Consider the following 20,879-nt stretch of genomic DNA (forward strand, 5'->3'; position numbering starts at 1 on the left):
GGCGACCGGGGCCACCATGGACTGCCATGGGCGAACTGACGATTCCGGCGGTGCTGGCACGGGCGGCGGAGGCGTATCCGGACGCCGAGGCCGTGGTGGACGGGGACGTCCGGGTGACGTTCGCGCAGCTGCGGGACCGGGTGCGGGAGGCGGCCGCCGCGTTCGCGGGCGCCGGGATCGAGCCGGGCGACCGGATCGCGATCTGGGCGCCGAACGGGCTGCCGTGGGTCGTCACCGTGCTCGGCGCCATGGGCGCGGGCGCGATACTCGTCCCGCTCAACACCCGGTACAAGGGCGACGAGGCGCGCTGGCCGCTGACCCGCGCGCGCGTGAAGATGCTGTTCGTCGCCGACGGGTTCCTCGGCATCGACTACCCCGGCATGCTCGGGATCGACGCGACCGGCGCCTACCCCGGCCTGCCCGATCTGGAGGCCGTCGTCACCTTCAACGGCGAGGAGCGGCCGGGCGTGACGTCCTGGGCCGGGTTCGCCGGCAAGGCCGCTCCGCTCGCGGAGGCGGACGCGCGGGTCGCCGCCGTCCGCCCCGGCGACGTCGCCGACATCCTGTTCACGTCCGGGACGACCGGGCGGCCCAAGGGCGTGATGTGCACGCACGAGCAGAACCTGAGGACGTTCGAGGCGTGGGCGGCGCGGACCGGTGTGCACGCCGGCGACCGTTACCTCATCGTGAACCCGCTGTTCCACACGTTCGGCTACAAGGCCGGCGTGCTCGCGTGCGTGCTGGAGGGCGCCACGATGGTGCTGCAGCCGGTGTTCGAGGTCGCCGAGACGCTGCGGATCATCGAGGCGGAGCGGATCACGGTGCTGCCCGGCCCGCCGACGGTCTACACCTCGCTGCTGGACGCCCCCTGCCGCGCCGAGCGCGACCTGTCCTCGCTGCGGCTCGCGGTGACCGGCGCGGCCAACGTGCCCGTCGCGCTCGTCCGGCGGATCCGCGCGGAGCTGTTCCCGCAGGTCCTCACCGCCTACGGGCTGACGGAGTGCACCGGCACGGTGACCGCCTGCTCGCTGGACGACGATGACGAGACGATCGCGACGACGTGCGGCCGGGCCCTCGACGACGTCGACGTGAAGGTCGTCGACGGCGCGGGGAACGCGGTGCCGGCGGGCACCGACGGGGAGGTCCTCGTCCGCGGCTACAACGTGATGCGCGGCTACCTCGACGACCCGGAGGCGACCGCCGAGACGATCCGGGACGGCTGGCTCGACACCGGCGACCGGGGCCGCCTCGACGAGCGCGGCAACCTGACGATCACCGGCCGGACCAAGGAGATGTTCGTCGTCGGCGGCTTCAACGTGTACCCGGCGGAGGTCGAGGACGTCCTCGCCCGGCACGAGGCGGTCGCCGAGTCCGGCGTCGTCGGCGTCCCGGACGCCCGGTTGGGCGAGGTCGGCCGCGCCCACGTCCGGCTGCGCCCCGGCCGCACCGCGACCGCCGACGAGCTGATCGCGCACTGCCGCGAGCGCCTGGCCAACTTCAAGGTGCCCCGGGAGGTCGTCTTCGTCGACGACCTCCCGAAAACGGCGACCGGCAAAGTCCGCCGCGTAGACCTCAAATAACCGTCGAGTTGTGGCGTGTCGTGGTTATCGCCGCCGTCATAACCACGACACGCCACAAGTCAACGGAGGTCAGAGGGCGGCGGTGACGCGGGCGCGGTGCTCGGCGGGGGTGCCCCAGGCGGAGCGCAGGGCGCGGGCCTTGCGGATCCACAGGGACGGGTCGTACTCGTCGGTGTAGCCGATCGCGGCGTGCACCTGCAGCGCCGTCCTCGCCGCGAGGTAGCAGGCGTCGGACGCGGCGACCTTCGCGGCGGACGCGTCCCGCGCGAAGTCGCCCGTCCCGTACGACAGGGCCGCGCCGTAGACGAGCGGCCGCGCGAACTCCAGCTCCACCAGCGCGGTGGCGAGGTGGTGCTTGACGGCCTGGTACTCGCCGATCGGGCGCCCGAACTGCCGCCGCGTCTTCGCGTACTCCACCGTCACGTCCAGCAGGGCGCGGCCGAGGCCGATCTGCTGCGCGGCGCACAGCAGCACGCCGAGGTCGGGGAGACCGGACGATCCGCCGGAGACCCGGAACAGGCGGCGGGCCGGGTCGAGGGAGGCGACGCGCTCGCCCGCCCGCACGGTGGTGCCGTCCGGGGCGATGACCAGGTCGGCGACGTCGGCGTCCAGCGCGTGCGGGACGGCGACCGACACCAGCGCCCCGCCCTCGGCGATCCGCGCGAGCAGGCCGCCGTCGGTCAGCACCTCGGCGGCGGCGAGCGTCTCGACGTACGGGCCGGGCGCGGCGGCGCGGCCCAGCTCCTCCATCGCGACGGCCAGCTCGACCGGCAGCGGCCCGGCGCCGCCGTGCTCCTCCGGTACCGCCAGCGCGAACACGCCCGCCTCGGCGGCCCGCGCCCACAGCGCCCGGCCCGGCGCGGCGTCGCCCGCCGCCCACGCCCGGACGGCCTTCGCGGGCTGCGCGCCGGCCAGCAGCCGGCGCAGCGTCTCGCCGAACATCCGCTGCTCGGCGGAGAGGACGAACTTCACCGGGACCCCCTCGGCAGGCCGAGCAGCCGCTCGGCGATCACGTTGCGCTGGATCTCGTTGGTGCCCGCGTAGATCGGGCCGGCGAGGGAGAACACGTAGCCCTCCAGCCAGTCCGAGCCGAGCTCGCCGTCCGCGCCGAGCAGGTCCAGCGCCGTCTCGTGCAGCGCCACGTCCAGCTCCGACCAGAAGACCTTGTTGAGGCTGGACTCCGCGCCGATGTCGTCGTCCCGCGAGATCGTCTCGAAGCCCTTCAGCCGGTACGCGCGGGACCGGATCCACGCGTCCGCGACCCGGTCGCGCAGCGCGGTGTCGGACGGGTCGGCGCGCTCCTTCCACAGCTCGACCAGCCGCTCGGCCGCGGCGGTGAACCGGCCGGGGCTGCGCAGCGTGAGACCGCGCTCGTTGCCGGCGGTGCTCATCGCGACGCGCCAGCCGTCGCCGGGCGCGCCGATGACGTCCTCGTCGGGGACGAACACCCTGTCCAGGAACAGCTCGGCGAACGCGGGCCTGCCGTCGAGGCGGCCGATCGGGCGGACGGTCACGCCCTCGGCGTCCAGCGGGAACATCAGGTACGTCAGGCCCTTGTGCCGCGACGACTCCGGGTCGGAGCGGAACAGCCCGAAGCCCCGGTCGGCGAACGCGGCGCGCGAGCTCCACGTCTTCTGCCCGTCCAGCAGCCAGCCGCCGTCGGTGCGGGTCGCGGTGGAGCGCAGCGCGGCGAGGTCGCTGCCCGCGCCGGGCTCCGACCACGCCTGCGCCCAGATCACCTCCCCGGCCGCCATCGGGGGCAGGATCCGCGCGAGCTGCTCGGACGTCCCGTGCTTGAGCAGCGTCGGCGCCAGCAGGTTGATGCCGTTCTGGCTCACCCGGCCCGGCGCGTTCGCCGCGTAGTACTCCTCCTCGAAGATCAGCCACTGGAGGACGGACGCGCCGCGCCCGCCGTACTCCTGCGGCCACGACACGACGCCGAGCCGCGCCTCGCCGAGCCGGCGCTCCCAGTCGCGGTGGAGCGCGAAGCCCTCCTCGGTCTCCAGCGACGGCAGCGGCTCGGCCGGCACGTTCGCGCGCAGCCAGTCCCGCACCTCGGCGCGGAACTCCTCGTCCGCCGCCCCGAATTCAAGATCCATGCGGTGCCTCCTCCTCCCTTCTTTCTAACAACTGTTTGGTAGAGTAGCGACCCGCCCTCCCGGCGACCGGGACGGGGCGGATCGCCCGAAGGCCGCGGCGCCGTGGTGACCTGACCGGAATCCCGGATCGGATGCCGCCGATTTCCGTTTCGCGGGCATCCGGTAAGAAGGTGCCGTGCCCGCACTGAGACTGGACGCGGCGGCCCTGCCGCCCGAACTCGACGACCTGCGCCGGGACGTCCGCGCGTTCCTCGCCGAAGAGATCGCCGCCGGACGGATCGTCCCGCACGCCGACAACTGGCTGGCGGGCTGGGATCCGGCGTTCAGCCGGCGGCTCGGCGAGCGCGGCTGGATCGGCATGACCTTCCCGCGCGAGTACGGCGGGAGCGCGGCCGGGTCGCTCGCCCGGTTCGTCGTCACCGAGGAACTGCTCGCGGCCGGCGCGCCGGTCGCCGCGCACTGGATCGCCGACCGGCAGTCCGGGCCGTCGCTGCTGAAGTTCGGCACCGAGGAGCAGCGCCGCGCCTACCTGCCCGGCATCGCGCGCGGCGAGATCGGCTTCGCGATCGGCATGTCCGAGCCCGACTCCGGCTCCGACCTCGCGTCCGTCCGGACGAGGGCCGAGCGGACCGGCGGCGGCTGGCGGGTCAACGGCACCAAGGTGTGGACGAGCGGCGCGCACGTCGCGCACGCCATGATCGCGCTGGTCCGGACGGGGCCGGCCGGGGAGAGCCGGCACGAGGGCCTCACCCAGCTGATCGTCGACCTCGGCGCGCCCGGCGTGCGGATCCGCCCGATCCGGCTGCTGACCGGCGAGCACCACTTCAACGAGGTCGTGCTCACCGACGTGTTCGTTCCCGACGACCGCGTCCTCGGCACGGTCGGCGACGGCTGGCGGCAGGTGACCAGCGAGCTGTCGTTCGAGCGCAGCGGCCCCGAGCGGATCCTCAGCACGTTCCCGCTGCTCGCGGCCGTCGCCGGACGGCTCGCCGGGCGCGGCGCGGACGCCGCCGACCGGACCCGGATCGGCCTGCTCGTCGCGCGGCTGTGGGCGCTGCGGCGGATGTCCCTCGCGGTCGCCGCGCGGCTCGCCGCCGGGGACGCGCCCGCCACCGAGGCCGCCGCCGTCAAGGACCTCGGCACCCGGTTCGAGGGCGCGCTGATCGAGACGGTCCGGCTGCTCGCCCGGGTGGAGCCCGACCTCGCGTCGTCCGATCCGCTCGCGGCGCTGCTGGCGCAGTCCGTCCTGCACGGTCCCGGGTTCACCCTGCGGGGCGGGACCAACGAGATCCTGCGCGGCGTCGTCGCCAAGGCGCTGCTGCCGAGGGGAGAGGCCCGGTGAACGACATCGTCCAGGACCTGGTCGACACCGTGGACGCCGTGTGCGCGCGGCACGCCGATCCGGAGCGGGACTGGAACCCGCGCCTGTGGGACGAGCTGGAACGAGTCGGCGTGACGCTGCTGCCCGTCCCCGAGGAGCGCGGCGGCGCCGGAGCGGACCTCGCCACGACCGCCGAGGTGCTGCGGGTGCTGGGCCGGCACGCGGCGGCCGTCCCGGCGGCGGAGACCGCGCTGCTGGCCGGGTGGCTGCTCGCGGAGGCCGGCGCGGACGTCCCGTCCGGGCCACTGACCGCCGCCGTCGCGGGCCCGGACGTCGCGCTCCGCGAGGACGCCGGCGGCGCGTGGACGCTGACGGGCACGCTGCCGCGCGTCCCGTGGGCCCGGCACGCCGAGGGCGTCGCGGTCCTGGCCGGCGGCCGCGTCGCCTTCGTCCCGCGCGGCGGCTACGAGGTCGAGGAAGGCGCGAACCTTGCGGGCGAACCGCGCGACACCGTCCGGCTGCAGGACGCCGCCGCGCGGGTGCTCGCCTCGGCGGCGACCGAGAAGGCGTTCCGGGAGCGCGGCGCGCTCGGCCGGGCGGCGCTGATGGCCGGGGCGATGGAGGCGGCGACCGGCCTCGCGGTCCGGTACGCGGGCGAGCGCGTCCAGTTCGGCCGGCCGCTGGCCCGGTTCCAGGCCGTCCAGCAGCACCTCGCCGAGATGGCGGGCGAGACGCTGCTGGCGACCGTCGCGGCGCAGGCGGCGGCGGCCGACGGCACCGGCTTCGCGGTCGCGGCGGCGAAGGCCGCGGCGAGCGAGGCCGCCGGGACCGTGTGCCGCCTCGCCCACCAGGTCCACGGCGCCATCGGGTTCACCGACGAGCACGGGCTCCGGCACTTCACCACCCGGCTGTGGGCGTGGCGCGACGAGTGCGGCAACGAGGCGGAGTGGGGCGAGGCCGTCGGTGCCCGCGCCGTCGACGCGGGCACCGAGGGGCTCTGGCCGCTGATCACGGCGGGCGCGGACGGCTAGGAGCCTCCAGAGGGCCGGCGCCCGCCCGGTTCAGCCGCGGGCGGGGAGCCGGTCCGCCACGCCCACCTTGAGGACGGATGTAGAGGTACTGGTCGGCGCGCGGACGCAGCTCCGGCTCCAGGCGCGCGACCGCGGCGGCGAGAGATCGCGGCGGGAGCGCTGGGCGGCCACCCGGTCCGCCACCCCCTCGTCGGCGGAACCGGCGGCGGGGTCCGCGCCCGTCCGGGCGACGGCCCGCCAGAACCGGGCCTCCCGCCGCCGGTGCCGGCCGACGAGCCGGGTCGCGAACCCGTACAGCCAGGGCAGCGCGTCCGCGCGGTCCGGGTCGTCGCGGTGCCGCTTGCCGGACGCCTCCAGGAACGTCTCGGCCAGCAGGTCGTCGGCCAGGTCGCGGCCGAGCCGGCGGGCGAGGTAGCGGTGGATCGCCGGCGCGTGCCGGTCGTAGAGCTCGGCGAACGCCTCCGGGTCCCGCCGGGACCGCTCGATGATCGCCCTGTCGTCGTCTCGATGCATCTCGTCCCGATGCACCCGTGTAGGCGCGGGCGCTAAGGGAGGCGGACGCCGACGAGCTTGGTGAGGAGCCGGTCGATCTGCTGTTCCAGCGGCTCCCAGGGCAGTTCGGGCAGGTTCACGCGCATCGAGGCCGCGCCGTGCACGGCGGCGCGCAGGTCGAGCGCCACGGCGGTCGCGTCGCCGGCGGGGGCGAGGCCCCCGTCCATGCAGCGCTGGACGGCCTCCACGGTGCGCTTGCCCAGCTCCATCCTGAACGACACATCGCACCGCTGGTTGACGCCGCTCTCGTGCAGCACCTTGTAGAGGCCGGGGTGTTCGCGCGACCAGGCGCCCATGACCTGCACGCGCGCGCGCAACCCGCCGACCGGGTCGCCGGCCGCCGCCTCGGCCTCGTCGCAGGCCCGCACGAGGTCGGCGTTACTGCGCCGCATCGCGGCGAGGACCAGCGCGTCCCGGTCGGCGAAGTGCAGGTACACCGACGTCGCCGCGATGCCGATCTCCCGGGCCACCGCGCGCAGCGACAGCGCCTCGTCGTCGCCGAGCTGCTCCAGCAGCCGCAGCGCGGTCGCCACGATCTCCTCGCGCAGCCGTTCGCCCTGGCCGCGCCGGTTCCGCCCGCGCGACGGCGATGCCGATCCCATGCGGGCATTCTAATGCGGCGGCCGTTGCGCTACAGTCGTAGCGCTACAGCTGTTCAGTCAATGGGAAGGTCCACCATGACCACGACCACCACCGCCGCCGAACGGGAAGCGAACAAGGCGACCGTCCTCGCCTTCTACGAGGCCGGGCTCAACCGCAAGGACTTCGACGCCGCCGCCCGGCTGATCGGGGACCGCTACGTCCAGCACAACCCGCGCATCGCCGACGGCATCGAGGGCTTCCGCGGCTTCGTCGACACGATCCGGGCGGAGTTCCCCGACCTGCGCGCCGAGGTCAAGGGCCTCTACGCCGACGGCGACCGCGTCATCGCGCACGTCCACGGCGTCCGCGTGCCCGGCCAGGCCGGCACCGCGATCGTCGACATCTTCCGGTTCGAGAACGGCAAGATCGTCGAGCACTGGGACGTGATGCAGCCGATCCCGGACACCGCCGCCAACCCCAACGGCATGTTCTGAGGCCGCCATGACCACCGAAACGGTCTCCGGAGAACGGGAAGGCGCGCAGCGCTCCGCGCCCGACCCGCGGCGATGGTGGGCGCTCGCCGCCGTCGCCGCCGCCCAGCTCATGATCGGCATCGACATGACGATCATGAACATCGCGCTGCCGTCGCTGCAGCGCTCCCTGCACCTGTCCGACCCGGGACGGCAGTGGGTGATCACCGTCTACGCGCTCGGCTACGGCGGCCTGCTGCTCCTCGGCGGCCGGCTGTCGGACCTGATCGGCCGCCGCCGCGCGCTGCTGATCGGGCTGGCCGGGTTCGCGCTGGCGTCCGCGCTCGGCGGCGCGGCCCCCGGCCCGGGCACGCTGCTCACCGCGCGCGCTGCCCAGGGCGTCTTCGGTGCGCTGCTCACCCCGTCCGTACTGGCGACGCTCGCCGCCTGCTTCCCCGCCCCGGCCGAGCGCGGCCGGGCGTTCGGGATCTACGGGACGGTCATGGGCAGCTCGTCCGGGCTCGGCGTCGTGCTCGGCGGCGTCCTCACCGACTACCTCGACTGGCGCTGGTGCATGTTCGTCAACGTGCCGATCGCCGCCGCCGCGGCGGCGGGGGTGCTCTACGCGGTCCGCCCGGTGCCGCGCACGCCCGGCGTGAAGATCGACGTCGTCGGGGCGCTGCTCGCCACCGCGGGGCTGATGGGCCTCGTCCTCGGCTTCGCCCGTGCCGAGCCGGACGGCTGGGGCTCCGCGACCACCGTCGGGCCGCTGGCGGCCGGCGTCGCGCTGCTCGTGGCGTTCGCGTGGGCGCAGACCCGGGTGTCCGGGCCGCTGCTGCCGCCGCGTGTCGTCCTCGACCGGCGGCGCGGCGGCTCCTACCTGGCGGTCCTCGGCCTGGCCGTCGGGATGTTCGCCGCCCTGTTCTTCCTCACCTTCTACCTGCAGAACGTGCTCGGCTACTCGCCGGTGCGGGCCGGCGTCGCGTTCCTACCGCTCACCGCCGGGCTGATGCTCGGCGTCCGGGGAGTGAGCCTGCTGCTCGTCCGGGCGCCGGTGCGGGCGCTGCTCGTCCCGGGCCTGCTGGTGATCGCCGCCGGGCTCGCGCTGCTCGGCACCGCCGGAGTCGACAGCGGCTACTGGACGCACGTGCTGCCGGTGTTCCTGCTCGTCGGGCTCGGCACCGGGTGCGTGCTCGTCACCGCCAACAGCACGGCCACGCTCGGCGCGGGACCCGACACGGCCGTGGCCGGCGCGGGCGTCATGACATCGCAGCAGATCGGCGCGTCCCTCGGCACCGCCCTGCTCAGCACCGTCGCCGGGACGGCCGCCGCGCACTACCTGCGGGCGCACCCGGGCGGGGCGGCGCGCGCGGCCGTGCACGGCTTCGACGTCGCGAGCCTCGGCGCGGCCGGCGCGCTGTGCCTCGTCGCGGCGGCGGTGTTCCTCATCACCGGCCGGGCGTCCGCCGCCCGGCCGTCATGAGGTCTCCTCGTCCTCGTAGCCGGTGCCGGACAGGCCGTAGCGCTCCTCGTCGGAGGGGCGCGGGCCCTCCGGGCCGTCCCGGCCGAGCCGCAGCATCCGCGAGATGCGGACGGTGCGGAACTCGCGCCCCGCCGCCGTGAACGCGTGCCCGCTCGCCGCCTCGATCTGCTCGGCGGCCCGCTCCCACTCCGCCAGCTCGGCCGGATCGGGCGGGTCGCCCTGGAACTCGCGCAGCCGCGGCAGCAGGTCGGCGAAGTAGCGGGCCAGCCGGCGGCGCGTCTCGTCCGGGTCGTCGCCGCCGGTCAGCGGCGCCCAGCCGTTCTCCTTGACCTCGACCGCGATGAACGTCGGCGGCAGCAGCACCACGCCCGGGTGCGTCCGCACCGCGTGCCGCGCCTCCGCCAGCACCATGGCCGGGACGGAGCCCGGCACCGGCATGAAGCCGACCAGGTTCAGCCGCAGCTGCGCCTCCCACCGGCCGGCCGGCGCCGCCGGCTCCAGCAGATGGCCGCGGAGCATCCCGTCGCCGCACGCGCCGGGCGTGTCGGTCGGCCGCGGCGGCTCCATCACCCGGTCGCCGAGCAGCGTGTACTTCTCCACCCGGATGATCCGGTAGCGCCGGTCGCCGATCTCCCACTCGTCCTTCGGCAGCTGCGCGCCCTCCTCGGGGTCGAGCCGGGCCGCCGCCGCGAGCATCGCCCGCGCGACGCCGGGCGGGTGGCCGCCGTCCGCCGCGTCCCGGCGCAGGTCCGCGGCCAGGCCGTAGCGGGCGGTGGACGGGTCGGTCGAGCCGAGGCAGCCGATGCGCCACTCGGCGCCGGTCTGCACCGCGTACCCGAAGTCGGGGGACCCGGCCGGAAGGAGCCTGGGGAACGCCAGGATCGCGTCGCCGATCTCGCGGTCCCGCACGGCCGCGACGGGATCGAGGGAGGCGACCAGGTTGATGTGGTCGTACCCCGGCATCAACGGGAACGTCATGTCCTCATGTTCGGTACCCGCGCGCCGTCCCGCAGCGGAATCCGCGGAACCGGGCGGCCGCTGACGTGCGACTTCTCCCTGTCGACGGCTTATGTCCGACAGATGATGCGCTCCGCGCGGCCGCGTTCCGGGCGCCGTGCCCGGCGCCGCGTCCTCCGCCTCCCGGCGGCGGGCGCGTCTAGACTGGTGGCCGGATCGACACCGGGGGATGAGGCGATGGTCCCGGATTCCCGCGACACGGCTCGCACCGACACGGCTCTGGCAGACTCGGCGCTGTTCGGCGCGCTGGTCACCGAGGTGCCGTTCGGCGTCGCGTTCCTCGACGGCCGGCTGCGCCTGCGCCGCGCCAACGCGGCCCTGCGCGCGCTGCTGCGCGGCGGCGGCGCCGGCGGCCGCAACGGCGTCAACCCCGTCGGGCGGCGGCTCGCCGAGGTGCTGGACGGCGAGTTCGCGGCGGTCCTCGAACCGGCGCTGCGCGGCGTCCTCGGCGACGGCCGCGCGGTCACCGGCCTGGAGGTCCGCGGCCCCGCGCCCGCCCCCGACTCCGGCGCGGGCCCCGCCCCCGGCACCGATCCCGGCGGGCCCGACGCGTGCGGCGAGCGGGTCTGGGTCTGCGCCTGCCTGCCGGTGCGCGGGCCCGGCGGCGCGATCCTCGGCGCGGCGCTGATCGTCCAGGACGAGACGGTCCGCCGCGCGGTCGAGGACGCCATCACCCGCCGCACCGAGCGGTACCGGTCGCTGGTCGAGGCGACGACCCCGGTGGTGTGGACGACCACCGCGGACGGCGCCGCCGGCGAGGACGCGCCGCACTGGCGCGCCGTCACCGGCCAGACCCCCGAGGCGTACGCGCAGGGCGGCTGGATCGCGGCCGTGCACCCGGAGGACTACGACCGCGTCGCCGCCGAGTGGCGCGACTGCATGCGCGACGGGCGCGTCCTGGAGGTGGACTGCCGCGTCCTCACCGCGGCCGGCGGGCGGCGGCACTTCGAGGTGCGGGCCGTGCCGATCCGGCGGGACGGCGCGGTGATCGAGTGGGTGTGCGCCGGGACGGACGTCACCGGCCGCCGCGACGCCGAGGAGATGCGCGGCCGGCTCACCGGCCAGCTGTCGGCCGCCGCGCTGCGCACCGCCCGGCTCCAGCAGGCCACCTCGATGCTCGCCGAGGCGCTGACCGTGGGCGAGGTCGTCCGGGTCATCGTGGAGGTCGGCCAGTCCGCGGTCGGCGTCGACCACTGCACGGTCGCGCTGCTGGACGAGGGCCGGACGCGGCTCACCCCGATCGTCCCGGCCGACCCGCCGTCCGGCGTGGACGCGGACACCGGACCGGACACCGGACCGGACACCGGACCGGACGCCGGACGCGACGGCTCGGACGGCTCGGACCGCTCGGACCCGTGGCCGGACACCGTCGCCGTCGCGGAGCCGACCGTGCTGTCGGCGGCGGCGCGCGACGGCCGCCCGTTCGTCGCCGAGAACCCCGCCGAGCTGCGCCGCCAGCTCGGGGAGGCCGCCGCCGCGACGGAGATGCTGCGCGGCCCCGGCGAGCAGGCGTGGGTGGCGCTGCCGCTGCTGGCGGCGGGCGCGCCGATCGGGGTGCTGCGCTTCGCCTTCACCCGCACCCGGTTCCTCACCGAGGACGAGCAGGTGTTCCTGGAGGCGCTCGCCGGGCAGTGCGCGCTGGCGGTCGAGCGGGCGCTGCTGTTCGAGCGCGAGCACCGCACCGCCGAGCAGCTCCAGCGCAGCCTGCTGCCGGGCGACCTGCCGAGCTCCCCGGAGCTGCGGATGGCCGCCCGCTACGACCCGGTGACCCGGCACGTGCAGGTCGGCGGCGACTGGTACGACGTGTTCAAGCTGCCCGGCGGCCGGCTCGCGGTCGTCGTCGGCGACGTGATGGGCAAGGGCGTGCTGGCCGCCGCGATCATGGGCCGGGTGCGCAACGCGCTGCGCGCGCTCGCGCTCACCGACCCGCGGCCCGCCGCCGTCCTGTCCGGGCTGGACCGGCTGTTCAGCGCGACCGAGGACGCCGAGCAGTTCACCACCGTCGCCTACCTGATGATCGACCCGTCGACCGGGCGGGGCCTGTACACCAGCGCCGGGCATCCGCCGCCGCTGCTGCTGCCCGCGGGCGGGCCGGCGGGGCTCAGCGACGTCGAGGCGGGCACCCCGCTCGGCTGGCCGAGCCACCGGCAGCAGACGAGCTTCTCGCTGTCGCCCGGCGACACCGTCGTGCTGTACTCCGACGGGCTGGTGGAGAACCGCCGGCGCGGCGTCGACACCGGGCTCGGCGACCTGGTCGCCGCCGCGGCGGAGCTGGCGCCGGACGCCGCCGCCGACCCGCGCCGGGTCGTCGACCACCTGGTGGCCCGGCTGCTCGCGGGGTACGAGCAGTCCGACGACGTGACGCTGCTCGCGCTGCACGTTCCGGCATCGGCGAAGTAGGGGAGCCCGGCAGGCCGGGTACGACCCCGCGGGGGAGGCACCATGGAAATCGAGATGATCGTCGAGATCCCGCGTGGATCGCGCAACAAGTACGAGATGGACCACCGGCTCGGGCGCATCCGCCTGGACCGGATGCTGTTCACCTCCACGCAGTACCCGGTGGACTACGGCTACGTCCCCGACACGCTCGCCGAGGACGGCGACCCGCTGGACGCGATGGTGCTGCTGGAGGAGCCGACGTTCCCCGGCTGCCAGGTGTCGGTCCGCAGCGTCGGGGTGTTCTGGATGCACGACGGCGGCGAGCCCGATGCCAAGATCCTCACGGTGCCGGCGCGGGACGTCCGCTACGAGTCGGTCCGCGACCTCGGCGACGTGCCCACGTACTTCCTGGACGAGATCGCGCACTTCTTCGACATCTACAAGAACCTGGAGCCCGGCAAGGACACCGACGTGCGCGGCTGGCAGGACCGCGACGTCGCCGACCGGGAGATCGGCCAGTCCATCGAGCGCGCCGCCGACGCGCACCTGGCCCGCACGCGCTGACCGCCCGGCCACACCTCGCCCGGCGTCCGGCGGTTCCGGTCTGGGACGATGTCACGATCCGGGCGGGCGTCCCGTCCTCGGGGGTGAGGGCGGGCGCGCGCGTGCCCGGCCGGGAGAGGCTGAACGATCATGTCTGATGTCTTCGAGGAGCACCGCGACCTGCTGTTCGCGGTCGCCTACCGGATGCTCGGCACCGCCGCGGACGCCGAGGACGCCGTCCAGGACGCGTGGCTGCGCTGGTCCTCCGCCGACCGCTCGGACGTCCAGGACCCCAAGGCCTACCTCGTCCGGATCACCACGAACGTGGCGCTGGACCGGCTGCGGTCGGCGCGCGCGCAGCGCGAGACCTACGTCGGCCCGTGGCTGCCCGAGCCGATGCTGACCTCGCCGGACGTCGCGGCCGAGGGCGCCGAGCTGGCGGAGTCGGTGTCGATGGCGATGCTGGTGGTGCTGGAGACCCTCAGCCCGCTGGAGCGCGCCGTGTTCGTGTTGAAGGAGGTGTTCGGCTACCCGTACGCGGAGATCGCGCGGGCGCTGGACCGCGCGGAGACGTCGGTGCGGCAGCTCGGCACCCGGGCCCGCAAGCACGTGGAGGCGCGCCGTCCCCGGTTCGAGGCGGGCGGCGCCGAGCGGCGCGCCGCGACCGAGCGGTTCCTCGAGGCGGTCGTCGGCGGGGACATCAACCGGCTCATGGAGACCCTCGCCCCCGACGTGACGCTGTGGACCGACGGCGGCGGCAAGGTCCGCGCGCCGCGGAAGATCGTGCACGGCGCGGACCTCATCGCCCGGTTCTTCGCGAACATCACCACCCGCCCCTACGAGGGCGTCGACCCGGCCGACTGGCTGCTGCGCCGGGTCGAGATCAACGGCGGGCCCGCGGTGGTCGTGTCCGGCCCGGACGGGCCGATCAGCGTGATCACCGCCACCGCCGGCGCCGACGGGCGCGTCCGGGACATCCAGCTGGTGGCGAACCCGGACAAGCTCCGCGCGATCGCGGAGGGCCGCACGCTGACAATGTGACGCGGGCGGCTACCGGTCGACGGTGCGGCGCCTGCCGCCGAACATCTTCGGCGGCGGGCCCGCGGTGGTCGCCGGGGTCGGCACCGGACGCACCGTCGCGTACGCCTCCGGGGCCGGGTCGTCCGCCGCGTCCACCGGGGTGAGCCGGACGATCCACGACTCGCCCGCCCAGGTCCGCACCTGGCCCTCGTGGTCGCGGGCGTTCAGCCGCTCCTTGGCCAGCAGCGGCGCGACCTCGTCCCACAGCCCGGTGCCCGGCTCGACCCGCGCGCACTCGGCGGTGAAGGCGACGAGCCGGCCGCCCTTGTCCTTGCTGCGCAGGATGACGGTGACCCGGTCGGCCTCGGGCAGGCCCGGCAGGGGCTGCTCGCCCTCGCCGCCGGTCAGCACGTACGCCGACCCGTCGTGCCACACATGCCAGGCGGCGCGTGGCTGCGGCAGCCCGGGCAGGTCCAGCCAGAGCAGCCCGGACTTCTTCGCCGCCTCGTCGACCAGCGCGCGGTTCAGCTCACCCACGCCGAAAGCGTCTCACACCCGGTGGATACCATCCGGCCCATGCGCTCTCGACGTACCACCCTCGCGGTCCCCGGCAGCAATCCCCGTTTCATCGAGAAGGCGCAGGGGCTCCCCGCCGACGAGATCTTCCTCGACCTGGAGGACGCCGTCGCGCCGTCCGCCAAGGAGGACGCCCGCAAGACCGTCGTCGCCGCGCTCAACGACGGCGACTGGACGGGCAAGACCCGGGTGGTGCGGATCAACGACCTGGAGACGCACTGGGCGTACCGGGACGTGATCGAGGTCGTCGAGGGCGCGGGCGCGAACCTCGACGCGATCATGCTGCCGAAGGCGTCGGACGCCACCCACGTCCAGTGGCTCGACCGGCTCCTCACCCAGATCGAGAAGGCCACCGGCCTGGAGCCGGGCCGCATCGGCATCGAGGCGCAGATCGAGGACGCCAAGGGCATGGTGAACATCGACGCGATCGCCGCGTCGTCGCCGCGGCTGGAGTCGCTGGTGTTCGGCCCCGGCGACCTGATGGCCTCGATCAACATGCGGACGCTCGTGGTCGGTGAGCAGCCGCCCGGCTACCCCGAGGGCGACGCCTACCACTACATCCTCATGCGGATCCTGATGGCCGCGCGCGCCAACGACCTGCAGGCGATCGACGGGCCGTACTTCAACGTCCGGGACGTGGACGCCTTCACCCGGGTCGCCAAGCGCTCGGCCGCGCTCGGGTTCGACGGCAAGTGGGTGCTGCACCCGGCGCAGATCGACGCCGGGAACGCGGTGTTCTCCCCGTCGCAGGAGGACTACGACCACGCCGAGCTGATCCTGGACGCCTACGAGCACTACGTCACCGTCGAGGGACGCGGCGCCGCGACGCTCGGGGACGAGATGATCGATGAGGCGTCCCGGAAGATGGCGCTGGTCGTCGCGGTCAAGGGGCGCGCCGCCGGGATGGCCCGGACCAAGCGCTTCGCCCCCCCGGCGACCTGACGGGACGTACCATTCGTCCCACACGGTGACACCGTCGCGGGGAGAGGATCAGGTGGCGATGGCAGGGGACGGGAACGGCTGGGCCCCGCTCGATCCCGGCATGTCGGACGAGCCCGGGCGGGGGCCGGCACCGGAGCCCGCCGCGCCTCAGCCGCCCCCGGCACACGCCCCCGGCCCGCCCAACCCGGTCGGCCCACCCGGCCCGGTCGCGCCGGCCGGCTGGACGTGGCCCGCGGGCCAAGGCGCCCCACCACCCCACCCGGCGCCCCAGCCCTATCCGGGCCATTACGGCGCGCCGCCGCCGCCCTACGGCGCGCCCTACGGGCCGCCGTACCCCGCGGCCTACGGTCCCTACGTCCCGCAAGGGTTCACCGGGTACGGGCCGCCGCGGCCGAAGGGCCCGTGGACGGCCGAGCCCCCGCCCGGCACCCCGTTCCACCGGATGGCGCGGACACCGCTGCACCACTGGTGGCGGCCGCTCGCCGGCAGCGCGGCGATCGTCGTCGTGGGCATGGCGCTGACGATCGGCATGATGATCGTCGCACTCGTCGTCCGGGTCATCGCGACCGGCGAGGCGCCCGACACCACCGGCAGCGGCTCGGACACGATCCTCGGGAACTCCACCGCGGACCTGGCGTTCAACCTCGCCGCCATCGCGGTCTTCCTGCCGGTCGCGCTGCTCGCGGCGTGGCTGCTGCAGCGGCGCAGGCCCGGCACCCTCGCCTCCGTCACCGGCCGGGTCCGCCGGCGCTGGCTGCTCACCTGCTGCGCCCTCGCCGTCGGGTACTGCGCGGTGTCGTACGCCTCGTCGATCGTCGCCGCCGCGTTCCTGCCCGACGACTCCTCCGGCGGCGAGCACTGGGTCGGCTGGGGCCGGTTCGTGCCCGCGGCCATCGTGATCATCCTGCTGGTGCCGCTCCAGTCGTCGGCGGAGGAGGTCGTCTTCCGCGGCTGGCTGCTGCAGGCCATCGGTGCCTGCACGCTGCAGACCCGCACCGGACGGGTCGGGCGCGCCTTCAGCACCGTCTTCCGCACCCCCTGGCCCGGGATCGTCATCGGCTCCGCCGCGTTCACCTCCTTGCACGGCTACACCGGCTGGGGCATCCTCGACATCTTCGTGTTCGGCGCGGTCGCCGCCTGGCTCGCGACGCGGACGGGCGGCCTCGAGTCCGGCATCGCGCTGCACGTCTGCAACAACCTGCTGGCCTTCCTCGGTCCCGCCGCGGTCGGGGAGCTCGACATCAACGAGGGCTCGGTGCCGTGGCAGGCCGTCGCCGCCGACGTCGCGCCGATGCTGCTGTACGCGGCCGCCGTCGTGTGGCTGGCGCGCCGCAAGAAGATCCAGACCGTCACGTCCGTGCCGGCGGACGCCCCCGGCCCGGACGCGCTCCCGCAGGACCCCGAGCCCGAGTTCGCCTCACGGCCCCAGTAGCCCCCACGACTCCAGCGCCTCGACCAGGCCGTCCGTCAGCGGGAGGCCGCGCAGTTCCGCCGCGGTGACCCAGCGGGCGTCGGCGGCGTCGTCGCCGGCCCGCAGGACGCCGCCGACCACCCGGGCCTCGTAGTCGTGGATCTCGTAGACGACCCCGCCGGGACCGGGACGGTCCACCGACCCGGCGAGCGCGCCCGCCACCACGTCCAGGCCCGTCTCCTCCTTCAGCTCCCGGACCACCGCGGCGGCGTCGTCCTCGCCCGGCTCGACCCGCCCGCCCGGCACCGACCACAGCCCGGCGCCCGGCGGCCGGCCGCGCCGTACCAGCAGCAGCCGTCCGCTCCCGTCCCTGACGATCCCGCCGACGCAGCGCACCCTCATGCCACCATTTTGTCGCGCCTTGCCCGGTCCGCTACCTCGGGGAACTTGACGGCGGAGGGAGGCGGCGCGCAGGGTGGATATCATGAGGGCGGAGCCCACATGCCCGCGATGCGCGGGTCCGGTGAGCGCGCCGGGCCTCTGGTCGAGCGACTGGAGATGCGGCGTGCACGGCGCCGTACTTCCCCGCCAGCCGCCCAAGCGCCCCGGCCCGGACGGGCTGGCGGCCGTGCTCCGGGACGCGAGGGTCCCGGTCTGGACGCCCTGGCCCCTTCCGCCGGCCTGGCTCGTCACCGGCTTCTGCGGCGTGGGCGACGAGCGTTCGGGCGCCCGCGCGACGGCCGTCGCGCTGTCCGGGCCGGGCCTGCTCAGCGGCCCGGCCGACCTGGTGCTGATCGCCGAGGAGCCCGGCATCGGGCTCGGCGGCCACTACGCCGGGCTGGACGGCGGCGACCCCGGCCCGGGGTTCGACGGCAGCCCGCCCGACACCAAGATCGACGTGAGCGGCCCCGCCGCGACCTGCGGGCACTCGGTGCCGATGTGGGCCGTCGGCACCAGGGCGGACCGCGCCGTCTACGTCGGCGAGGCGATGGGCGACTGGCTGTGGGCGGTGCTGTGGCCCGCCGAGGCGGGCGTGCTGATGCTGGACCGCCTGAACCTCCTCGACCTGCGCGAGCCCGGCATGGACCTGGACCTGCCCTACGGCGCCTACAGCCCCCGGCTCGACGAGTAGCCGAACGGCCGCCTCAGCCGACTGTCAGAAGGGGCGGCTGTTAGAAAGGGCGCATGCGCATCGACCTGCACAGCCACAGCGACGCCTCCGACGGGACGCGCCCGCCGTCCGAGGTCGTCCGGCGGGCCCGCGCGAACGGCGTCGACGTCCTCGCCCTCACCGACCACGACACCGTCGCCGGCTGGGCCGAGGCCGCCGCCGCGCTGCCGGACGGGCTGACGCTCGTCCCGGGTATCGAGCTGTCGTGCAGGCAGGACGGGCGCAGCCTGCACATGCTCGGGTACCTGTTCGACCCGGCCGAACCCGTCCTCGCCGCCGAGCTGGCCCGGATCCGCGACGACCGGATCATCCGGGCGAGGACGATGGTGGAGCGGCTGCGGGCGCTGGGCGCGGACGTCACCTGGGACCGGGTCCGCGAGCTGGCGCGCGGCGAGGCCGTCGGCCGGCCGCACATCGCCCGCGCCATGGTCGAGGCGGGCGTCGTCGCGTCCCCCGACGAGGCGTTCACCCGGGACTGGATCGCCGAGGGCGGCCGCGCGCACGCCGACCGCTACGCGCTCGACCCGCGGCGGGCGATCCGGCTCGTCCGGGCGGCGGGCGGGGTGTGCGTGCTCGCCCATCCGCGGACCCGGCGCGGCGGCTACGTCTTCTCCGACGAGGTGATCGCGGGCCTCGCCGCGGCGGGGCTCGCCGGTGTCGAGGTCGACCACCCCGACCAGGACGCGGCGGAGCGCGCCGCGCTGCGCGGCCTCGCCCGCGACCTCGGCCTCGCCGCCACCGGCTCCAGCGACGACCACGGCGCCCTCACCGGCGACCGGCTCGGCGCCGAGACCACCGCGCCGGACGCCTACGCCGCCCTCACCGCCGCGTCCACCGGCTCCGCGCCCGTCGCCTCCGGCGCCGGCGCGGTACCGCCTGGCGCTGACGCGGGGCCGCCCGGAACCGTCCCGGAAGCACGGTAGGGTGCCAGCGTGGACGCGCGCATCGAACAGGTGACGACGTCGGGGAAGCTCACCCTCGACGACACCGAGTACGACGTCGAGAACAACACCTACATCGTCGGCGACGACGACGAGGTCATCGTGATCGACCCGGCCTTCGACGCCGACGCCATCCTCAAGGAGGTCGGCGAACGCGAGGTCATGGCCGTCCTGCTCACCGACGGCGGCGAGCACCGCCTCGAGGTGGTGCTCGAGGTGGCCGCCGCCGGCGAGGAGGACGAGGAGAACTGGGCCCCGATCGCGCTGCACCGCGGCGACCGGGTGCTGTGGCGGGACTACTTCGGCCGCCTCGCCCGCGAGGAGAAGGACGAGGACGACGCCAAGGCGCTGCGCTCCCTGGAGCCCGACATCTGGCTGGAGGACGGCGGCGTCTTCGAGATCGCCGACACCCAGCTGGAGGTGCTGCACACGCCCGGCCACACGCCCGGCAGCGTCAGCGTGATCAGCGAGCAGCTCGGCGTGCTGTTCTCCGGCGACACCCTGCACCGCGGCCGCCCCGGCTCGATCGGCGGCGTGTACGACGAGCTCGGCAAGCAGCTGAACTCGATCGGCGCGCTGCTCACCCCGCTGCCGAAGGACCTGCGGGTCCTGCCCGGCCAGGGCGAGGAGACGACGGTCGGCGACGAGGACGCCCGCTGGGAGACCTGGGGCTCGCTCGCCCGCGAGCAGGACGACGACTGATCCGGTGTCCGGGGGCGAGCAGCTGGGCTTCGACGGCATGCCCCAGCGGCTCTACGCGTGCACGCCGTCCCGGCTGAACACCTGGCTGGACTGCCCGCGCCGGTACCGGATGACCTACCTCGACCGGCCGATGCCGCCGAAGGGCCCGCCGTGGGCGCACAACAGCGTCGGCGCGTCCGTGCACAACGCGCTGGCCGGCTGGTGGCGGCTACCGGTCGCCGACCGGACCCCGGAGGCCGCCGGCGGCCTGCTGGCGCGCGGCTGGCTGACGGACGGGTTCCGCGACGAGGCGCAGTCCGCGCGGTGGCGCGAGCGCGCCCGCGAGATGACCGAGCGGTACGCGGCGGGCCTCGACCCGGCGGACGAGCCGGTCGGCGTGGAGCGCACCGTCGCGGCCCGCACCGACCGCATCGCCGTGTCCGGCCGCATCGACCGGCTCGACGCGCGCGGCTCCGAGCTGGTCGTCGTCGACTACAAGACGGGCCGGTACGTCCAGACGGCGGACGACGCGCGCGGCTCGCTCGCGCTGGCGATCTACGCGGTGGCCGCGTCCCGCGTGCTGCGCCGCCCGTGCCACCGCGTCGAGCTGCACCATCTGCCGTCCGGCGAGGTCGCGGCCTGGGAGCACACCGACGAGTCGCTGGAGCGGCACATCAGGCGGGCCGAGCGGATCGCCGCGGAGGCGTCCGCCGCCGACGACGCCTACCGGGCCCGCGTCCCGGCCCCGCGCCGCGGCGAGGCCCGCACCCGGGTCGCCGCGGCCCCCGGCCGCGATGCCGCGCCGCCGGTCGACCACGCCCCCTTCGACGACCGGTTCCCGGCGCGTCCCGGCCGCCTGTGCTCCTGGTGTGACTTCGCCCGCCACTGCCCCGAAGGCCGCGAAGCCGCCCCGAGAAAAGACCCCTGGGCGGCCCTCGCCGACGAGACCTGATCACCGGTCTTTCCGGACCACGCGCGGACCTCGACCGTCGCGATCGCGAGCGAAGCCGGATTCGAGCTTGCGAGAATCCGATCGCGCGGCGAGGCCCCCAGGGCCGAGTCGGAGCGATGCAGCGATCG

Annotated in this window: 21 protein-coding genes; 14 read left to right on the plus strand and 7 right to left on the minus strand. The window is 75.3% G+C overall.

The window, feature by feature from the left end:
* Positions 1 to 26: 26 nt before the first annotated feature.
* Entirely contained in the window at positions 27 to 1,580 is a 1,554-nt protein-coding gene (locus F8568_RS09950) for a FadD3 family acyl-CoA ligase (protein ID WP_151593218.1), read from the plus strand.
* 69 nt (positions 1,581 to 1,649) lie between these two features.
* Here the strand turns inward: F8568_RS09950 and F8568_RS09955 are convergent, their stop codons facing one another.
* Together F8568_RS09955 and F8568_RS09960 are read right to left on the minus strand one after the other, a co-directional pair.
* Entirely contained in the window at positions 1,650 to 2,552 is a 903-nt protein-coding gene (locus F8568_RS09955) for an acyl-CoA dehydrogenase family protein (protein WP_151593219.1), read from the minus strand.
* The gene (locus F8568_RS09960; protein ID WP_151593220.1) at positions 2,549 to 3,679 is read right to left on the minus strand and encodes an acyl-CoA dehydrogenase family protein; all 1,131 of its coding nucleotides are present in this window, start codon (positions 3,677 to 3,679) and stop codon (positions 2,549 to 2,551) included. Before F8568_RS09960 ends, F8568_RS09955 begins: the two co-directional genes overlap by 4 nt.
* A gap of 175 nt (positions 3,680 to 3,854) precedes the next feature.
* Between F8568_RS09960 and F8568_RS09965 the strand changes: the two genes are divergently transcribed.
* Both F8568_RS09965 and F8568_RS09970 read left to right on the plus strand, forming a co-directional pair.
* Positions 3,855 to 5,021, plus strand: a complete 1,167-nt coding sequence (locus F8568_RS09965; protein ID WP_151593221.1) for an acyl-CoA dehydrogenase family protein — start codon at positions 3,855 to 3,857, stop codon at positions 5,019 to 5,021.
* Complete coding sequence (locus F8568_RS09970; RefSeq protein WP_151593222.1) at positions 5,018 to 6,031, plus strand: acyl-CoA dehydrogenase family protein; 1,014 nt, start codon at positions 5,018 to 5,020, stop codon at positions 6,029 to 6,031. The genes F8568_RS09965 and F8568_RS09970 overlap by 4 nt, the downstream gene beginning before the upstream one ends.
* Positions 6,032 to 6,061: 30 nt before the next feature.
* Here F8568_RS09970 and F8568_RS09975 read toward each other — a convergent pair whose 3' ends face one another.
* Both F8568_RS09975 and F8568_RS09980 read right to left on the minus strand, forming a co-directional pair.
* Complete coding sequence (locus tag F8568_RS09975) at positions 6,062 to 6,544, minus strand: RNA polymerase sigma factor (RefSeq protein ID WP_151593223.1); 483 nt, start codon at positions 6,542 to 6,544, stop codon at positions 6,062 to 6,064.
* 32 nt (positions 6,545 to 6,576) lie between these two features.
* Positions 6,577 to 7,185: a TetR/AcrR family transcriptional regulator gene (locus F8568_RS09980; RefSeq protein WP_151593224.1), complete on the minus strand. Its 609-nt coding sequence runs from the start codon at positions 7,183 to 7,185 to the stop codon at positions 6,577 to 6,579.
* 75 nt (positions 7,186 to 7,260) lie between these two features.
* Between F8568_RS09980 and F8568_RS09985 the strand changes: the two genes are divergently transcribed.
* Both F8568_RS09985 and F8568_RS09990 read left to right on the plus strand, forming a co-directional pair.
* Entirely contained in the window at positions 7,261 to 7,659 is a 399-nt protein-coding gene (locus F8568_RS09985; protein ID WP_202124738.1) for a nuclear transport factor 2 family protein, read from the plus strand.
* Between the two features lie 7 nt (positions 7,660 to 7,666).
* Positions 7,667 to 9,118 carry an MFS transporter gene (locus F8568_RS09990; protein ID WP_151593226.1) on the plus strand — a complete coding sequence of 484 codons (1,452 nt, stop codon included), beginning with the start codon at positions 7,667 to 7,669 and terminating at the stop codon, positions 9,116 to 9,118.
* Here F8568_RS09990 and F8568_RS09995 read toward each other — a convergent pair.
* Entirely contained in the window at positions 9,113 to 10,096 is a 984-nt protein-coding gene (locus F8568_RS09995) for a DUF5954 family protein (RefSeq protein WP_151593227.1), read from the minus strand. The two genes, F8568_RS09990 and F8568_RS09995, sit on opposite strands and share 6 nt — an antisense overlap.
* Positions 10,097 to 10,312: 216 nt before the next feature.
* On the opposite strand from F8568_RS09995, the gene F8568_RS10000 reads away from it, so the two are divergent.
* From F8568_RS10000 to F8568_RS10010, 3 genes are all read left to right on the plus strand, one after another.
* Positions 10,313 to 12,535, plus strand: a complete 2,223-nt coding sequence (locus tag F8568_RS10000) for a SpoIIE family protein phosphatase (protein ID WP_151593228.1) — start codon at positions 10,313 to 10,315, stop codon at positions 12,533 to 12,535.
* A 42-nt stretch (positions 12,536 to 12,577) separates the two neighbouring features.
* A complete protein-coding gene (locus tag F8568_RS10005; protein ID WP_151593229.1) occupies positions 12,578 to 13,078 on the plus strand; it encodes an inorganic diphosphatase in 501 nt (166 codons plus the stop codon).
* A gap of 129 nt (positions 13,079 to 13,207) precedes the next feature.
* The gene (locus F8568_RS10010; RefSeq protein WP_151593230.1) at positions 13,208 to 14,098 is read left to right on the plus strand and encodes an RNA polymerase sigma-70 factor; all 891 of its coding nucleotides are present in this window, start codon (positions 13,208 to 13,210) and stop codon (positions 14,096 to 14,098) included.
* 9 nt (positions 14,099 to 14,107) lie between these two features.
* Here F8568_RS10010 and F8568_RS10015 read toward each other — a convergent pair whose 3' ends face one another.
* Positions 14,108 to 14,614 (minus strand): hypothetical protein, encoded by a 507-nt coding sequence (locus F8568_RS10015; protein WP_151593231.1) that lies wholly within the window; start codon positions 14,612 to 14,614, stop codon positions 14,108 to 14,110.
* A 39-nt stretch (positions 14,615 to 14,653) separates the two neighbouring features.
* Between F8568_RS10015 and F8568_RS10020 the strand changes: the two genes are divergently transcribed.
* Together F8568_RS10020 and F8568_RS10025 are read left to right on the plus strand one after the other, a co-directional pair.
* The gene (locus tag F8568_RS10020) at positions 14,654 to 15,595 is read left to right on the plus strand and encodes an HpcH/HpaI aldolase/citrate lyase family protein (RefSeq protein WP_202124739.1); all 942 of its coding nucleotides are present in this window, start codon (positions 14,654 to 14,656) and stop codon (positions 15,593 to 15,595) included.
* Positions 15,596 to 15,653: 58 nt separating this feature from the next.
* Positions 15,654 to 17,027 (plus strand): CPBP family intramembrane glutamic endopeptidase, encoded by a 1,374-nt coding sequence (locus tag F8568_RS10025; RefSeq protein ID WP_151593233.1) that lies wholly within the window; start codon positions 15,654 to 15,656, stop codon positions 17,025 to 17,027.
* On the opposite strand, the gene F8568_RS10030 is transcribed toward F8568_RS10025, so the two are convergent.
* On the minus strand, positions 17,013 to 17,408 hold the full coding sequence (locus F8568_RS10030) for an NUDIX hydrolase (RefSeq protein WP_151593234.1): 396 nt from the start codon (positions 17,406 to 17,408) through the stop codon (positions 17,013 to 17,015). The genes F8568_RS10025 and F8568_RS10030 overlap by 15 nt on opposite strands.
* A gap of 82 nt (positions 17,409 to 17,490) precedes the next feature.
* Between F8568_RS10030 and F8568_RS10035 the strand changes: the two genes are divergently transcribed.
* Genes F8568_RS10035 through F8568_RS10050 form a run of 4 tightly spaced genes read left to right on the plus strand, consistent with a single transcriptional unit; the run spans position 17,491 to position 20,751 of the window.
* Positions 17,491 to 18,138: a DUF6758 family protein gene (locus F8568_RS10035; RefSeq protein WP_151593235.1), complete on the plus strand. Its 648-nt coding sequence runs from the start codon at positions 17,491 to 17,493 to the stop codon at positions 18,136 to 18,138.
* 53 nt (positions 18,139 to 18,191) lie between these two features.
* Positions 18,192 to 19,100 (plus strand): PHP domain-containing protein, encoded by a 909-nt coding sequence (locus tag F8568_RS10040; protein WP_151593236.1) that lies wholly within the window; start codon positions 18,192 to 18,194, stop codon positions 19,098 to 19,100.
* Positions 19,101 to 19,109: 9 nt separating this feature from the next.
* On the plus strand, positions 19,110 to 19,820 hold the full coding sequence (locus F8568_RS10045) for an MBL fold metallo-hydrolase (RefSeq protein ID WP_151593237.1): 711 nt from the start codon (positions 19,110 to 19,112) through the stop codon (positions 19,818 to 19,820).
* A 37-nt stretch (positions 19,821 to 19,857) separates the two neighbouring features.
* Positions 19,858 to 20,751 (plus strand): RecB family exonuclease, encoded by an 894-nt coding sequence (locus tag F8568_RS10050; RefSeq protein ID WP_151593356.1) that lies wholly within the window; start codon positions 19,858 to 19,860, stop codon positions 20,749 to 20,751.
* The last annotated feature ends 128 nt before the right edge of the window (positions 20,752 to 20,879 follow it).

This window comes from Actinomadura physcomitrii, from assembly GCF_008923205.2.
Classification (GTDB): domain Bacteria; phylum Actinomycetota; class Actinomycetes; order Streptosporangiales; family Streptosporangiaceae; genus Spirillospora; species Spirillospora physcomitrii.

Bases quoted from the DNA above. Each gene is read 5' to 3' on its own strand.
- F8568_RS09950 (WP_151593218.1), top strand. From the start codon at position 27: ATGGGCGAACTGACGATTCCGGCGGTGCTGGCACGGGCGGCGGAGGCG.
- F8568_RS09960 (WP_151593220.1), bottom strand. From the start codon at position 3,679: ATGGATCTTGAATTCGGGGCGGCGGACGAGGAGTTCCGCGCCGAGGTG.
- F8568_RS09975 (WP_151593223.1), bottom strand. From the start codon at position 6,544: ATGCATCGAGACGACGACAGGGCGATCATCGAGCGGTCCCGGCGGGAC.
- F8568_RS09980 (WP_151593224.1), bottom strand. From the start codon at position 7,185: ATGGGATCGGCATCGCCGTCGCGCGGGCGGAACCGGCGCGGCCAGGGC.
- F8568_RS09985 (WP_202124738.1), top strand. From the start codon at position 7,261: ATGACCACGACCACCACCGCCGCCGAACGGGAAGCGAACAAGGCGACC.
- F8568_RS09990 (WP_151593226.1), top strand. From the start codon at position 7,667: ATGACCACCGAAACGGTCTCCGGAGAACGGGAAGGCGCGCAGCGCTCC.
- F8568_RS09995 (WP_151593227.1), bottom strand. From the start codon at position 10,096: ATGACGTTCCCGTTGATGCCGGGGTACGACCACATCAACCTGGTCGCC.
- F8568_RS10000 (WP_151593228.1), top strand. From the start codon at position 10,313: ATGGTCCCGGATTCCCGCGACACGGCTCGCACCGACACGGCTCTGGCA.
- F8568_RS10005 (WP_151593229.1), top strand. From the start codon at position 12,578: ATGGAAATCGAGATGATCGTCGAGATCCCGCGTGGATCGCGCAACAAG.
- F8568_RS10010 (WP_151593230.1), top strand. From the start codon at position 13,208: ATGTCTGATGTCTTCGAGGAGCACCGCGACCTGCTGTTCGCGGTCGCC.
- F8568_RS10020 (WP_202124739.1), top strand. From the start codon at position 14,654: ATGCGCTCTCGACGTACCACCCTCGCGGTCCCCGGCAGCAATCCCCGT.
- F8568_RS10025 (WP_151593233.1), top strand. From the start codon at position 15,654: ATGGCAGGGGACGGGAACGGCTGGGCCCCGCTCGATCCCGGCATGTCG.
- F8568_RS10030 (WP_151593234.1), bottom strand. From the start codon at position 17,408: ATGAGGGTGCGCTGCGTCGGCGGGATCGTCAGGGACGGGAGCGGACGG.
- F8568_RS10035 (WP_151593235.1), top strand. From the start codon at position 17,491: ATGAGGGCGGAGCCCACATGCCCGCGATGCGCGGGTCCGGTGAGCGCG.
- F8568_RS10040 (WP_151593236.1), top strand. From the start codon at position 18,192: ATGCGCATCGACCTGCACAGCCACAGCGACGCCTCCGACGGGACGCGC.
- F8568_RS10050 (WP_151593356.1), top strand. From the start codon at position 19,858: ATGCCCCAGCGGCTCTACGCGTGCACGCCGTCCCGGCTGAACACCTGG.